The sequence below is a fragment of the Moorena sp. SIO4G3 genome, assembly GCF_010692305.1.
GTDB lineage: Bacteria > Cyanobacteriota > Cyanobacteriia > Cyanobacteriales > Coleofasciculaceae > Moorena > Moorena producens_A.
Genome location: NZ_JAAHIG010000070.1, coordinates 13,968 through 31,037 on the forward strand (window position 1 = coordinate 13,968; position 17,070 = coordinate 31,037).

A 17,070-nucleotide genomic window follows, 5' to 3' on the forward strand; every position below is an offset into this window, starting at 1 on the left:
AATTAATAAAAACTCCTTTATTTATTTCTACGATTCTTCTGTCTTTGTAGCCTTTGCTGTTTTATCGAAGTTTTCCTGTCACTACGAGCCTTTGCTTGACCAGTAGTTAAATAATCAGTTTCTTTTTCCCTTTCTAAATCTATTAAATATTTTGAAAATTCCGATATATTGGGGTATTGAAACAGTTTTATAATTGAGATATCTTGTGCATATAATTCTTGTAACTTTGTGTGAACTTTAATTATTAGTAATGAATGACCTCCTATTTCAAAAAAATTATCATAAATTCCCATTTTTTCTATCTGCAGAACCTCTTGCCAAATCTTAGCAAGAAGTTGCTCTGTTTCCGTCTGAGGCATCACATAAGCTGTTGATAAACCTGAAGGAACAGTGTCGGGAACTGGCAAAGCACGACGATCAATCTTGCCGTTGGGGGTTAGAGGGAAAGCATCTAGTAATACAAAAGCTGCCGGAATCATGTATTCAGGTAGCTTTTGCTTGAGGAATTGGCGAATCTGAGGAATTAGGGAAGTGTCTTGAGTAGATTCCTGTTTAGGAACTATATAGACTACCAGGCGTTTGTCTCCTGCTGGGTCCGACTGAGCAATAACCACATTTTCCTTGATATCAGGATATTGTGAAACTAAAGCTTCGATTTCTCCAATTTCAATGCGGAAACCTCTGATTTTAACTTGCTGGTCAATGCGACCAATAAATTCTATGTTGCCATCAGCTAGATAACGGCCTAAATCCCCTGTCTTATATAATTTTGACTTTTGACTCTCTTGGTGCGCATTCCCTTGCGTCTTACGCCGACGCGGGGTCGCACCGCTTTTGACTTTTGAGTTGTCAAAAGGGTTGGGGATAAATTTCTGATTTGTTAAATCTTCTCGGTTGAGATAGCCACGAGCTAAACCAACACTACCTATATAAATTTCACCAGGTACTCCTATGGGGACTGGTTGTAAATTCCTGTCTAGGATGTAGATTTGAGTATTGCTGATCGGCCTACCTATGGGTGGCACATAACACTCTGGTGAGCATTCGGCCATGGTAGCACATACTGTTGATTCTGTTGGTCCGTAGGCGTTCACAAATTGTCGTCCCTTTGCCCAGTGCGATATTAGCTCTGGTGGGCAAGCTTCTCCTGCTACTACTATGGTCTTTAAAGTTGGTAATTCGTCTTTTGGCATCGCTGCTAGAGCTGAGGGGGGAATCGTGATATGGGTGATTTTTTTCTCCTGCAACCACTGACTCAAACCAGCTCCAGGCATTAAAATATCTCGGCTGCCCATATACAAACTGGCTCCTGATCCTAAAGCCATGACTATTTCCCAGATAGAGGCATCGAAACTTAATGATGCGAACTGAAGCACTCTACTGTTTGAGTTGACTTGAAACCCTTGCATTTGAACTGTAACCAGATTACAAAGTCCCTTGTGTTCTACCAAGACTCCTTTCGGTTTACCTGTGGAACCTGATGTATAAATTACATAAGCTAAATTTTGGGGGCTGACTTCACTCTCTACTTTTTCTGGTGTTTCAGTGGCTATTTTTTCCCAATCTCTATCTAAAAAAACTACTTTGGCTTGATGTTGGGGGAGTTGAGCTAATAATTGTTGTTGAGTTAGTAACACTGACACTTGGGAGTCAGCGAACATATATTCTAGGCGTTCTTGGGGATAGGCCGGGTCTAATGGTAAATAAGCTCCTCCCGCTTTGAGTATGGCTAATAAACCTACTACCATCTCTACTGAACGCTCTACACAGATACCTACTAGGGTTTCTGGAACTACTCCCAATTTTTGCAAGTAATGTGCTAGTTGATTAGCTTTACTATTTAATTGGGAATAGGTCAGCTTTTGTTGTTCAAATACTACTGCTATGGAATTTGGGTTGTTTTCGACCTGTTGCTCAAATAACTGATGGATACATTTGTCATTTGGATAATCTGTTTTGGTGTTGTTCCACTCTACCAGTATTTGCTCTAGCTCTGGCTCTGTCATTAATGGCAACTGACTCACAGGTCGTTCGGTCGTCTCTACTGCTGCTGATAGTAAGTTTTCATAATGTGAAAGCATCCGACTAATAGTTTCGGCTGAGAACAAGTCTCGGTTATAGGCACATAATCCTTTGATTTCTTCTCCTTCTAGCCACAGATGTAACTCTAAGTCCATCCGCACTGTCATTTGATCTCCCATCCATCGCTCCCAACCTAACTCTACCTCTAAGTTAGGCAGCCTGAAGGATGGTTTCATGTGTTCACTCTCCTGAACGGCAAACACTACCTGAAATAAGGGGTTTTGCGATAGAGACCGTTCTGGCTGCAACTCTTCTACCAATTTCTCAAAGGGTATGTCTTGGTGACCATAAGCTTCTAGAGCTGTTTGTTTAACTCGGTTTAAGACTTCTGTGAAACTAGGGTCCCCTCCCAGGTCTGTGTACATGACTAGGGAATTGACAAAGAAACCAATCAACCCTTCTATTTCACTGCGGTTGCGGTTAGCTATCGGTGTTCCTACTGCTATGCTTTCTTGACCACTGTAACGAGACAGCAATACTTTAAAGACTGCTAACAGGGTCATAAATAGGGTAGTTCCCTGCTTTTGGGTGAGTTGTTTAACCTTTGATGTTAGTGTTGCTGGTATCTTGATCGGTATACCTGCTCCATTAAAAGTTTGAACTGCGGGTCGGGGATGGTCTGTGGGTAGTTGTAGTTTAGGTAAGTCAAGGAGCTTTTGCTTCCAATAGTTGAGTTGGCTAGAGAGGGTTTCACCTTGTAAGTAGTTCCTTTGCCACACTGCAAAGTCGGCATATTGTATGGGTAGCTCTGGTAATGGGGATGGTTCCTCTTGCAGTGTGGCAGTGTAAATAGCCGAAAGTTCTTTGGGCAATACTGTGACTGACCAACCATCGCTTGCTATGTGATGTAATGTAATTTGCAGTATGTGTTCTGTTGTTCCTAGTTTAAACAACTGAGCTCGTATGGGGGGGTCTACTTCTAGATTGAATCTTTGTTCATTTTCTTGTTGGAGTAGTTGTTGTAGTTTGGTAGTTTGCTCAGATAGTGTTAACCCACTTAGGTCTTTTTTGGGTAGTTCTAATTCAAAGGAGGGTTGAATTACTTGTACTGGTGTGCCGTTGATTTCACTGAAAGTGGTTCTGAGGGTTTCATGGCGAGCGATGATTTGGTTAAGACTTTTTTCTAGGGCTACATAGTCTAGTTTACCTACTAGATTTAGGGTTAATGGCATATTGTAGGCGTTGCTACTCAAGGCCATTTTTTCAATAAACCATAGCCTTTGTTGTGCAAAGGATAAGGGGATCGCCTGTTCCCTAGAAATTGGTTGAATGGAAGTAGCTACAGATTCTTGAATTGTCTGCGCTTCCCGAAGAAACTCTAGAATTTCTGTTTTGCGCTCCACCAAATCCCTTTTTAACTGTGCTGTCATTACTCCTTTAGGAGAACGATAGCTAAGTTTATCTTTGTCTATCCAAAGTTTGACACCTAAATTTTGCAGGTAAGACACAAATTCAACTGTCTTCATAAAGACCCCTCCTCATACTCTTCCTCTGTTTCAGAAATTAATGTAGTCCGATCTTGGGCAAGCTGGACCAACACTTCAAGATGTTTAGCTATGCCAGCAATAGTTGGTGACTCAAATAAACGCTGTAAAGTCAGTTCATTTCCCAAAGCTTGACGCAAGCGAGAAATCACCTGAGTAGCCAAAAGAGAATTACCGCCCAACTCAAAGAAATTATCATAGATACCCACCTGGGATACCCCTAACAAATCCTGCCAGATTTGAGCAATTTGACGTTCCGTCTCATTCCTGGGCTTTATCCTTTCTTGAGTTGAACGACCCAAATTACTCTCTCGAAGTAAACCTATGTCAATTTCCCCAGTCTCAGTCAAAGGCATTTCAGCCAACTCCACCACAGCACAACTACTAGGTTTACCCACTGCATCCTGTACTTGAGGCTCCAGAACACTCACATTGGGTTTACCTTTACCGTTAGTAGTAAAGTAAGCTGTTAATTGTTGCAGACTATCCGAAGTAGAAGTCAACCTTCTGATATTAATATTACTACCATCCAAACCCACCATTAAGTAGGGTTGGTCATGGCATAAACCAGCTAACAGTGAAGACATACCTTGAGATAATCCCACAGCTAGATAACCCTTAGCTTGAGTTAACTGCTTCATCTGATAACCCCGACTCATCCCCATTTCATCCCACATACTCCAAGCTAAACAATAGCTCTGTAACTGACTCTGATCGCGTTGATAGTCAGAAAAAGCATCCAAGAAACTATTAGCTGCTGCATAAGCTCCCACCGTTGTGCCACCAAAGAAACCATTAATAGAAGAAAAATTAATAAACAAACTCTTTGGTTGCTTTTCTACCAATTGATGTAATACCCAAGTACCTATTAGCTTAGGACGTAACACCTCAGCTAAACTTTCTGGTGTTTCCTCCCTCAGCAAACGCTCTTGCATCAACCCTGCTAGATGAATCACCCCATCCAGTTGTTGAACGTGCCATCCAGACAAGGTTTGCTGTACTACCTCCTGCACTGCTTTTTGATGGCCAATATCTACCCCTTGGTAAATCACCTCACCACCTAGTTTTTGTAATTGTTGGTAAGCTTTGATTTTCTCGGCTAGTTTACCCCCTTGCTCTAAATAAGTTTCCCAACTGTTGCTATCTGGTAGGGGTGTACGACCTAAAAGCAATAGTTTAGCCTGATAATGTTCCAGGAGATACTTAGCAATTTCAACAGCAATTCCTCCTAAACCGCCACTGATGAGGTAAGTGCCTCCAGCTTTGAATGGTAATGGTTGTTTGGGTTTTGAAGGTAAGTCAACTTTCTCCAGACCTGATACCCAACGCTCTCCATCTCGATAAGCCACTTCTGAATCTTTGGCATCAATAGTGAGTTCCTCAAGTATCCGATTGCTATTGACTTCTAATGAGTCTTGTGGTAAGTCTAAATGCCGACAATGCCAGTGAGGGATTTCCATCGGGATAGTTTTCAACAAACCTGGTACTGTTGCTTTTTGATAGGCAATTGCTTCTTTGGGATTGAGAGATTGACTATGACTGGCGACATACACTAGTCGTACTGGATAATTTTCCTGATGATTACCAAAGGTTTGTAGGATAAATAAAAGGCTATAAATTCCGGTTTTTTGTGCTGTTTCTAGAGTGTCTGTGTCAGGAATTTCTCCAGTCCCAGTATAGTTATCATAATGCCACAGGTGAATAATTGCTCCGATTTGGATATTGTCTGCTCCTAGACATTGGTACAGTTGTTGATAGTCGTCTTTAACATCTGGAGCAATTATATAGTGATTGTCATTGATTTTTGTGAAGGTTTCTCCTTGTTCTATCTGCACATAAGCTTGAGAATTAGTTTCTAAGTTTTGGCAGACTTGTTGACCTAATCCTAACTTATCTATAAATACTAATACTACTCCAAATTGGGGGAAGTTGTGTGGCAGATAATTTACTTGTTTGCGTTGCCATGTTTTTTGATAGAACCAGTCAGGAATTGTGTGAGTATTTTCGGTAATTAAATCTACCCGTTTTAAGACTTCCTGGAATTCTCCTGTGGCAAATCTTTGACTAAGCTGAGTTCGTTGAATCTTACCGATGGAAGTTTTGGGAATTAAGTCTTTGTCTAGGGGAATTAAATAATCTGGATTAATTCCCATGCGGTTGACTACTTGTTTTCTGATAGCTTTTAATAAAGCTAATAACTCGGTATATTCGGTTTTTTCACTATTGAAAAATATCCCTAATTTATCGGTATTGCCATTAACTTCTCGCACCGCACAAGCGCAGGTGTAAGAAACTTCGATTTCTGGTAATTCTTCTACCACTGATTCGATTTCATGGCTGTAGTAGTTTAACCCATTGATAATAATTACGTCTTTTTGTCTTCCAGTAATAGTTAAACTTCCGTTCTTGAGAAAGCCTAAATCTCCTGTGTTAAACCAACCATCTGCTGTAAAAGCTTCTTGATTTGCCGTGGTATTTTGATAGTAACCTGATGTGACTGATGCACCTTTTACCTCTAAAGACCCAACAACTCCTTCACGAACTACTTGTTGATTTACGTCAACAATTCTCACAGAAGCACCCGCAATTGGTGGACCAAGTTCAACAAATTTATCTTGATCAGATGATGATTCGAGAGAAAAACTGTTAGACCATGTAATCCCGGAACAAGTCTCGCACATTCCGAAAGCTGGATGAATAGCTTTTGTCGATAAACCATAAGAGCTTAAAAGTTTGAGAAAGTTTCTGGCAGTTTTAGTAACGATTGCTTCTCCTGCATTCACTAAAAATTTCATTGAAGACAAATCCCAGTGTCTTTTTCTCACTTCTTCTGCGCGATCGCCAATAAGAGTAAATGCAAAATTTGGTGCCCAGCTAATTGTGGCTTGATGACTGTCAATTAAATCTAACCACTTGAGTGGATTTTGCAGTATCAATTGTGTCGGTACATGAATCTGCTCACATCCTAAGTCTACTGCCATAATACTTAAAAATACCAATGCTCCTACATGATCCATCGGCATCCAATTCAAGGTGACGTCTTGACTAGAAAATTGGTTCATTGCAATTGTACCAGCAGACATACTCAATAGCTTGCTGTTTTCCTGCATTACTGCTTTAGGTATCCCAGTGCTACCAGAAGTTAACAGCAAAACTGCCAGGTCTTGTGGTTGACTTTTGTAAATCTTTGTATCTGGTTCAAAACCTCGTAACTGTTCTAAAGTTTCAACTACAGACTTCCCTAAATTCAGACGTTGGAAGCACCCACGCACAGATGATGCTAATTTGTTATCTGTGAGTATCAAAGGCTGTCCTAACAAAGCCCAAGTATTTTGCAGTTTGGTCAGACTACTGTGAGATTGGTCATAACTAGGGGGTATTGATACTGGTACTGGTACAAATCCTCCTAACACACAACCCCAAAATGCACTGATAAAATCTTGATTTGATTCTAACTGAAAGATTACTTTATCAGTAGGTTTCAAACCTAACTGCCTTAACCCTCCTAATAGTCTTTGAGCTTCTACCCACAACTCTCTATAGGTTTGAGTAATTACTTCTCCATCTGAGTTAATATATATCAGACTTGTATCCCCGTGCTCTTGAGCTGCTCGTTCTAATGCTTGTGCTAAAGTAGTTGGTGCATCTTTCGGCCACTTGATTGGTTCTCCTTCACTTATTGCTTGGTTTCCTGATGTTGATTGGGTTGGTAATTCTGTTGTTGGAGATGACTTTTCTACTACGGGAGTTGCACCATGATTCGGCAGTTTTATTTGTTCTGATGGCAGCAAGTCTGATATATGCAATGGTGGCAATTTTAGTGTTTTCTGTTGCACTACCACTGCTACTTGTTCTATTTCTGGCACTGCTTTGAGTTTTGCTTCCCATTGTTGCACTACGTTATCGTCAATTACTGGGAAACGTTTTAACGCTACTTCGTCTACTTTTCCTTTGTGAGTCAAAGGTAAACGAGCCAGGGGAACATAAGCTCCTGGCATCATGTATGGAGGTAACTGCTGTTGAATTTGGGAGTGTAATTGTTGGGGGTTCCAGACTCCGGCAACTACGACATAAGCTACTAATAAAGTTTGATGAGCTAATACATAAGCTTGTTCTACTTGGGGGGCTGATAATAGGGCGGTTTCTATGTTTGCTAGTTCTATTCGCTTCCCTTTTATCCATGTCTGCCGTTGTTTAGCTCCGACTATTTCCAAATAACCTTTGTTGTGATAACGACCTATGTCTCCTGTTGGGAATAGTCTTCCTAATTGGGCGTGTTCAATAAATTCGAGTGATGTCTGTTGCTGTAGATAACCTCTGGCTAAACTGGCACCTCCAATATAGATTTCTCCTGGTACTCCTTTGGGGACTGGGTTTTGGTGTTGGTCTAGTAAATAAACTGATAACCGACCAGGGTTGCCTACGGGTACCTTTTCTCTCTTTGGTTTTTCTGACCAAGACCAGTGGGTGATTTCTCCTGCTGCTTCTGGGAGACTGTAGAAGTTGTGCAATGACACTGGGTAGCTTTGGAGAAATTTGTTGGCTATTTCTGTTGATAGGGTTTCTCCACTGCAAAGAAGCGTACGCCAACTGTTGAGAGATTTTACCGAGTTAGTTGTGTTTAACCACGAGGGGAGTTCTGATGGATACAGGTGAACTATGGTGACTTTGTGCTGGCCGATTAATTTCTGTAATTCTTTGGGCTCTGAGTTGGCAGCTATAACTACACTACCACCACTGATTAGAGGTAAACCTATTTCTAGAATCCCTACATCTTGACTCAGAGAATTTTTATGCAGCAGAATGTCTTGATTAGTTATTCTCAGGATTTTTTGTAGCCATTGTAAACGTTGAGCTACGCTGTGATGTTCTACTAAGGTTTCATTGAGGATATAGGCTCTTGTGGTAGCTGTTGTTTCTGTGTTTGGGTTGTCTGTATTTTGTTTGGCTATTGATTCCCAGTCGGTGTCTAGACACAGAATTTGAGCTACCGTAGCGCGAGCATCTTGCTCGCTATAGGTGTACCATTTTGATTTGAGATTATTTTGGGTTAATATTACTGAAATGGATGGCAAATCCTGTGATTTGTCTGTTGGAGCTATTGCTACATAAGCTCCTCCTGCTTTGAGTATGGCTAATAAACCTACTACCATCTCTACTGAACGTTCTACACAAATACCCACTGGCGTTTCTGGAACTACTCCCAATTTTTGCAAGTAATGGGCTAGTTGATTGGCTTTGCTATTTAATTGGGAATAGGTCAGCTTTTGTTGTTCAAATACTAATGCTATTGCATCTGGTGTTTTCTCTACCTGCTCCTCAAATAACTGATGAATACATTTGTCATCTGGGTGATCTGTGTTGGTGTTTTTCCATTCCTGCAGTATTTTCTGTTTTTCTGCTGCTGTGATTAAGGGAAGTTTTGATATTTTTTGTTGGGGGTTGGCTACTATTGCTTGTAGTAAGGTTAGGAAATGTGCCATCATCCCAGTGATGGTTGCTCTGTCAAATAGGTCTGTGTTGTAAATGAAATATCCTTCTAGGCCTGATAGTGCTTCCCACAGATGTACTTCTAAATCCATTCTAGCGGTGCTGATATCTTCTTCTCTCTGAGTCACCCTTAATCCTGGTAAATTCCAAGAAGTTATGGGTATACTCACCAGGTTAAATACTACCTGTACTAGAGGGTTATAACTTAAGTTTCTTTCTGGCAGAAGTTCTTCTACTAACTTTTCAAATGGTAAATCCTGATGCTTGTAGGCTTCTTGGGTTGTCTGTTTGACTTGATATAATAGTTCACTAAAGGTCAAATCATCTACACACTGACAACGCAACACCAGGATATTAGCAAACATACCAATCAAGGGTTCGATTTCTACTCGGTTGCGGTTAGCAGTTGCTGAACCTACTACTAAGTCTGATTCTCCACTATAACGTGAGAGTAAAACGAAGAATGCACTTAGTAAGGTGCTAAATAAGGTAGTACTTAAGTTCTGACTGACTTGGGTCAGTTTCTCTGTTAACTCTTGATTAAATTCAAATTTTTCTGCTCCTCCCTGGAAGCTTTGTACTTCTGAACGTGGGCGGTCTGTTGGTAGGGGGGATACAGGGGAAACTCCTGCTAGTTTTTCTCTCCAGTAACTCAGATGTTTTTCTAATACCTCTGCTGTGAGTTTCTGTCGTTGCCAGTGGGCGTAGTCGGCATATTGAATCGGTAGTTCTGATAATGGGGAGGGGTTTCCTTGACTGTAGGCTTCATACAATGTACATAGTTCCCTACCTAGTATGCCTAGAGACCAACCGTCATATATTATGTGGTGCATGGTTAACATTAATATATGAGTTTCTCGGCTGAGTCGTACTAGGGTGACACGCAGCAGGGGGCCTTGGGCTAGGTCAAAGGGTTTTTCTGCTTCAGTGCTAGCTAGTTGTTTGAGTTGAGTTGTTTGTTCTGGTGATGATGGTAATTCTACTGTTGACAGATTGATGTTGGCAACAGGATAAATTACTTGCATGGGTTTCCCGTCTACAGAGGGGAAACAGGTGCGTAGGTTTTCGTGTCGCCTGATGATTTCGTTGAGACTTTGCTCTAAGACTGTTACGTTGAGCTGACCTTCTAGTTGTAGACTCACCAGCATATTATATAATGGATTATCTGGCAAGAGCTGATGCCAGAACCACATCATTTGTTGACTGTAGGATAGTAACAAATCCTCCGAACGTGAAATAGGCTGAATCAGTGACTGATTAGAGTCGTTTACTTGACTAGCCTGGTCTAAAAAGTCCAGTATTTCTGTTTTACGCTCTGCTATCTCTTGACGCAGAGTCAATGTTAAAATCCCTGGGGAAGCATTACAGCGAAGTTGTCCTCCTTCGGCGGAAAATTTTACACCTAGACTACGAAGATAAGATAATAATTCAACTGTTTTAGCAAGTTTCAAAATACTACCTCCTCACTACCTAATTCTGAGTTTTGTAAATCTTGTTTAGCCCAACGAACGGTCTCAATATATTCTGCCAACTCAGCTACCTTTGGCAATTCAAACAATATACTTAAAGTCAGTTCGTTCCCAAAAGCATGACGGCAGCGAGACACAACTTGAGTAGCCAGCAAAGAATGGCCACCCAACTCAAAGAAATTATCATGTATTCCCACCTTTTCTATTGCCAACACTTCTTTCCAAATCTCTGCTAATACCTTCTGTGTCTCTGTTTGAGGAGCTACATACTCCGTTGACACACTACTAGCCACATCCGGTACAGGCAAAGCTTTACGGTCTACCTTACCGTTAGGAGTCAGAGGCAGTTGCGATAACACCATCAACCCCGATGGCACCATATACTCTGGCAACCGCGACTGTAGATACTCTCTCAACTGCGGTATCAGTTCCTTTCTCAACTGGGAACTCAAAGGATTATTCCCATAATTATTCCAGTTACTTGCTACCACCGATTTTTGAGTTAGGGGTGTTAACACCATTCCCTCTGCTGCTAACTCTCTGCGCACAAATACCCCATCCATCAATTCGGGACTACCTTCTGCTGACCAACACAACTCTAAGCTATACCCTAAAGATGCACTTAGTTCATATAACCTCTCTGGGTCGATGCTCTTAGTTTCCTTTGACTCGAAAAACTGCCTCAACTGCTGCACATTCTGTTTTGATTCTGGCTGTGATAGCAACTCTACCAACTCTACATCATTAGCCACTCTGCCATTGACTAAACCACTAAAGCAAATTGATGCTGGCTCCTTTTGTCGCAGATAAGTTTCTATCTGTTGAACACTAACAGCCGCTCCACTTTCTATAGTCGGTGTTATTACTTTTCCTGGTTGTGCCTCTATATGCAACAGTACGCTATAGCGATATTTATTCAGTTCATTGTGTTCTGTTCCCCTCTGTAAACCCATTTGTACATGAGTTATTTCTGGATGTTTTTCTTTGAGAGCTACAAACAACTCTGGTGACACTAACAACTCGGTCTCCTGCTCCATTTGTCTGTCTATCTTTTCTAAGAGTTTTTGTCCCGACAGGGATGGAGTTGCTTGATACAGTTGCACTGAACTGTGAAATGCTCTCATTAATGGCCAACTCCGGATATCCCCTAAGAAAATCATCCCTCCTGGTTTGACTACCCTGATACTGTTTTCTATTACTTGCAACAGATACTCCACACTAGGGAAATACTGAACTATGGAACTCAGTAGCACGACCTCGAAACTGTTATCAGCCACATCAGCCATATCTTCAGCTCCTTTCTGTGCTAAGGAAACATGACCATATTTATCTGGTTCCTGTTCTATTTGTTGTTTGATGTACTCTAATGAGACGTTAGAAATATCTGTTCCATAATAGTTTTGTGTCTGCGGTGCGATTTGAAATAGGAGCATTCCTGTGCCACAACCGATTTCCCACACACTTTCTGGTTTCTGGGCTAATACTTGAGTTACTATATCCCCTGCCCAGATGCGCATTTGCTCTACTGGTATGGGCTGGTTATCGTAGTTGCTAATCCATCCTCTAGTGTTGAATAGGGGGTCAGTTACTTCACTTAGCTGGTCGTAGATTTGTTGGTTGAATATGTCTTGCCAACTATCTACTTGGGTTTCTGATAGTTCTCGGTTGGAGGTGGTTGTGGTTTGGGTTTCTGGTACTATGTATGCTACTAAACGTTTATCTCCTGGGTTGTCTTCTCTTGCTACTACTACCGTTTCTTTAACGATGGGATATGAATTGATAACTGCTTCTATTTCTCCTGTTTCGATACGATATCCCCGGATTTTTACTTGGTGGTCTATTCTACCTATAAACTCTATGTTGCCATCCCCTAAGTACCGAGCCAAATCCCCCGTCTTATATAATTTTGACTTTTGACTGGGGGTAAGGGGGGGGTTGACTTGTGATTTATCAAAAGGGTTGGGAATAAATTTGGAGGCTGTGAGTTCGGGGCGGTTGTGGTAGCCTGTTGCTAAACCATCTCCTCCTATATGAAGTTCTCCAGGCACTCCTATGGGCACTGGTTGCAATTGGGAGTCGAGGATATAGATTTGGGTGTTGGATATTGGCTTACCTATGGGTACTGATTTTTCTAGATTACTATCAGCTTTGACTGGGAAGCAGCAGGTGAATGTAGTGTTTTCTGTTGGTCCGTAACCGTTTATCAATTGACATCCTGGCAGTTTGTCTACTACTTTCTGCACATGGGTGACAGATAATACGTCTCCTCCTGCTAATAGTTGCTTTACTGGTTTTAAGTTTTCTAGTTGCTCTTCTACCATCAGTTGGAATAATCCTGCTGTCAGCCATAGAGTCGTGACTTGGTTTTCCCTAATTGCTGCTCCTATTTCTGCTAGGGAGGGTTGATGGGGTGGCATTACTGCTAGGGTTCCTCCGTTAAGCAGACTGCCCCAAATTTCCAGTGTAGCTGCATCAAAGGATATGGGTGCTAATTGTAGGAATATGTCTTCTTCTGCAAGGTTAATATAGTTGGTATTTTTTACCAGTCGCACTACTCCTTGGTGTCTGATGTTCACTCCCTTGGGTAGACCAGTCGAGCCAGAGGTATACATCATGTATGCCTGATGCTCTGATGTTATTGATACTGTTAGGTTTTCTGAACTTGCTGTATTTGGTAGCTCTGGGTCCAGACATATTACTTGATCTGCTGTTTGAGGTAGATGATGTTGCCATTTTTCTTGAGTCAAGATGATGGATAGTTCTGCATCTTCTACCATGTAATTGAGACGCGAAGTTGGATAATTCGGGTCTAATGGCACATAAGCTCCTCCGGCTTTGAGTATGGCTAATAATCCTACTACCATCTCTACTGAACGCTCTACACAGATACCTAATAAGGTTTCTGGAACTACTCCCAATTTTTGCAAGTAATGAGCTAGTTGATTGGCTTTCCTATTTAATTGAGAGTAGGTCAGCTTTTGTTGTTCAAATACTACTGCTATGGCATCCGGGGTTTTCTCTACCTGCTCCTCAAATAACTGATGGATACATTTGTCGGTTGGGTAATCTGTTTTCGTGTTGTTCCACTCCACAAGTATCCGATCTAGCTCTAGCTGTGTCATTAATGGCAACTTGCTAATAGGTTGCTCGGTCGTCTCTACTGCTGCGGAGAGCAAGTTTTCATAATGTGACAGCATCCGACTAATGGTTTCGGCCTCAAACAAATCTTGGTTATAGACACAAAATCCTTTGATTTCTTCTCCTACTGGCCATAGGTGGAGTTCCATGTCCATCCGCACTGTCATTAGATCTACCATCCATCGCTCCCAACCTAACTCTACCTCTAAGTTAGGTAGACTGAAGGATGGTTGAAAATTTTCTTCCTGCTGAACAGCAAACATCACCTGAAACAAGGGGTTTTGCGATAGAGACCGTTCTGGTTGCAACTCTTCTACCAACTTCTCAAAGGGTATGTCTTGGTGACCATAAGCTTCTAGGGCTGTTTGTTTGACTCGGTTTAATACCTCTGTGAAACTAGGGTCCCCTCCCAGGTCTGTGTACATGACTAGGGAGTTGACAAAGAAACCTATCAACCCTTCTATTTCTCGGCGGTTGCGGTTGGCTATCGGTGTTCCTACTGCTATACTTTCTTGACCACTGTAACGAGACAGCAATATTTTGAAGGCTGCTAACAAGGTCATAAATAGGGTGGTTCCCTGCTTTTGAGTAAGTTGTTTAACTTTTGATGTTAGCGCTGCTGGTATTTTTATAGGTATACTTGCTCCATTAAAGGTTTCGACTGGAGGTCGGGGATGGTCTGTGGGTAGTTGTAGTTGAGGTAAGTCAAGGAGCTTTTGCTTCCAATAGTTGAGTTGGGTTTCGAGGGTTTCACCTTGTAAGTAGTTCCTTTGCCAAACTGCAAAGTCGGCATATTGTATGGGTAGCTCTGGTAATGGGGATGGTTTGTCGAACAGTGTGGCAGTGTAAATGGCTGAGAGTTCTTTGGGTAATACTGTGACTGACCAACCATCCCCTGCTATGTGATGTAATGTGATTTGCAGTATGTGTTTTGTTGTTCCTAGTTTAAACAACTGAGCCCGTATGGGGGGGTCTACTTCCAGATTGAATCTTTGTTCATTTTCTTGTTGGAGTAGTTGTTGTAGTTTGGTGGTAGCTTCTGATGATGTTAACCCACTTAGGTCTTGTATGGGTAGTTGTAGTTCAAAGGGGGGGTTGATTATTGCTACTGGTGTGCCATTGATTTCACAGAAGGTGGTTCTGAGAGTTTCATGGCGAATGATGATTTGGTTGAGACTTTTTTGTAGGGCTACGTAGTCTAGTTTACCTACTAGATGTAGGATTAATGGTATATGGTAGGCGTTGCTACTCAAGGCCATTTTTTCTATAAACCATAGCCTTTGTTGTGCATACGATAATAGTGGGGGTTTGCCGTTTCTCTCAATAGGTTTTATTTGAGACTGCTGTGAGTATACAGATTGTTTGGCAGTGTGCAAAAAGCTGATGACTTCTCCTTTACGTTCCCGCAGTTGAGCTAGCCATGTGGGTGTAAGTTTTCCTTCAGGAGCACTATAGTGTAGTTGATCTCCTTCAAGCCAAAGTTGGATGTCGTGGTTGCGAAGCTCAAATAAAAACTCTTCTATCATTTGCATTTGTTTCATACCTATATAACTCCTTGATTACGTTTGTTAGCTGTGTTTTCTTGGGTAATTGAATGTGTTTTAGCCGCCCAAATACACGTATCTATATACTTACTTATACTTTCCACTGTAGAAGATTCAAATATTTTGTTTAAAGGAAACTCTATGTCAAAACCTTGTCCTATTCGAGATACCACTTGAGTTGCCTTCAAAGAATGCCCACCCAAATCAAAAAAGAAGTTATCATGTATTCCCACCTTTTCTATTCCTAACACTTCTTGCCAAATCTCTGCTAATGCCTTCTGTGTCTCCGTTTGTGGAGCTACATACTCCGTTGACACACTACTAGCCACATCCGGTACAGGCAAAGCTTTACGGTCTACCTTACCGTTAGGAGTCAGAGGCAGTTGCGACAACACCATCAACCCTGATGGCACCATATATTCTGGCAACCGCGACTCCAGATACTCTCTCAACTCCGGTACCAGTTGCTTTGCTACCTCGGAACTCAAGGGATTATTCCCATAATGATGCCAGTTACTTGCTACCACCGATTTTTGAGTTAGGGGTGTTAACACTATCCCGTCTTGGGCTAACTCACTGCGCACAAATACCCCATCCATCAATTCTCCTCTTCCCTGAGCAGACCAACACAACTCTAAGCTATACCCTAAATCCGAACTCAGTTCATATAACCTCTCTGGGTCGATGCCATTGACTGGCTTTGACTTTAACGTCTGCCTCAACTGCTGCACATTCTGTTTTGATTCTGGCTGTGATAGGAACTCCACTAAACCTAGGTCATTAGCCACTCTGCCATTGACTAAACCACTAAAGCAAATTGATTCTGGCTCTTGGTCTCGCAGATAAGTTTCTATCTCTTGAGCACTCATATCCGCTCCACTTTCTACAGTCGTTGCTATTACTGATGCTGCTTGGGATTCTATATGCAACAGTACGCTATAGCGATATTTATTCAGTTCATTCTGTTCTCTTCCCCTCTCTAAACGTATTTGTACATTAGTTATTTCTGGATGTTTTTCTTTAAGAGCTACAAACAACTCTGGTGATACTAACAACTCGGTCTCCTGCTCCATTTTTATGTCTATCTTTTCCTTGAGTTGTTCTACTGATAATGATGGAGTTGCTTGATACAGTTGTACCGAACTGTGAAAGGCTTTCATTAATGGCCGACTCCGGATATCCCCTATAAATATCATTCCTCCTGGTTTGACTACCCGGATACTGTTTTCTATTACTTGCAACAGATACTCCACACTGGGGAAACACTGGACTATGGAATTCAGCAATACGACATCGAAACTGTTATCAGCCACATCAGCCATGTTTTCGGCTCGTTTCTGTGCTAAAGAAACATGACCATATTTGTCTGGTTCCTGTTCTATTTGTTGTTTAATGTATTCTAATGAGACATTGGAGATATCTGTGCCGTAATATTTTTGTGTCTGGGGTGCGATTTGAAACAGCAGCATTCCTGTGCCACAACCTATTTCCCACACACTCTTTGGTTTCTGGGCTAATACTTGAGTTACTATATCTCTTGCCCAGATGCGCATTTGTTGTTCTGGTATTTGCCGGTTATCGTAGTTGCTTAACCATCCTCTGCTGTTGAATAGGGGGTCACTTACTTCACTTAGTTGGTCGTATATTTTTTGGTTGTATACGTCTTGCCAACTATCTACTCGGGTTTCTGATAGTTCTCGGTTGGAGGTGGTTATGGTTTGGGTTTCTGGTACTATGTATGCTACTAAGCGTTTATCTCCTGAGTTGTCTTCTCTTGCTACTACTACTGTTTCTTTAACGATGGGATATGAATTGATAACTGTTTCTATTTCTCCTGTTTCGATGCGGAAACCTCGGATTTTT

General features: G+C 41.6%; 4 protein-coding genes. All 4 read right to left on the reverse strand.

Features of this window, described 5'->3' with window-relative positions:
• Positions 1–17: 17 nt before the first annotated feature.
• Positions 18–3,548 carry an amino acid adenylation domain-containing protein gene (locus tag F6J99_RS15055; RefSeq protein ID WP_293113631.1) on the reverse strand — a complete coding sequence of 1,177 codons (3,531 nt, stop codon included), beginning with the start codon at positions 3,546–3,548 and terminating at the stop codon, positions 18–20.
• Positions 3,545–10,507 (reverse strand): SDR family NAD(P)-dependent oxidoreductase, encoded by a 6,963-nt coding sequence (locus tag F6J99_RS15060; RefSeq protein ID WP_293113632.1) that lies wholly within the window; start codon positions 10,505–10,507, stop codon positions 3,545–3,547. Before F6J99_RS15060 ends, F6J99_RS15055 begins: the two co-directional genes overlap by 4 nt.
• The gene (locus F6J99_RS15065) at positions 10,504–15,204 is read right to left on the reverse strand and encodes a non-ribosomal peptide synthetase (RefSeq protein WP_293113633.1); all 4,701 of its coding nucleotides are present in this window, start codon (positions 15,202–15,204) and stop codon (positions 10,504–10,506) included. The genes F6J99_RS15060 and F6J99_RS15065 overlap by 4 nt, the downstream gene beginning before the upstream one ends.
• A 2-nt stretch (positions 15,205–15,206) precedes the next feature.
• Positions 15,207–17,070: methyltransferase domain-containing protein (locus tag F6J99_RS15070; protein WP_293113634.1), on the reverse strand; the 1,864-nt coding region annotated here is incomplete at its 5' end.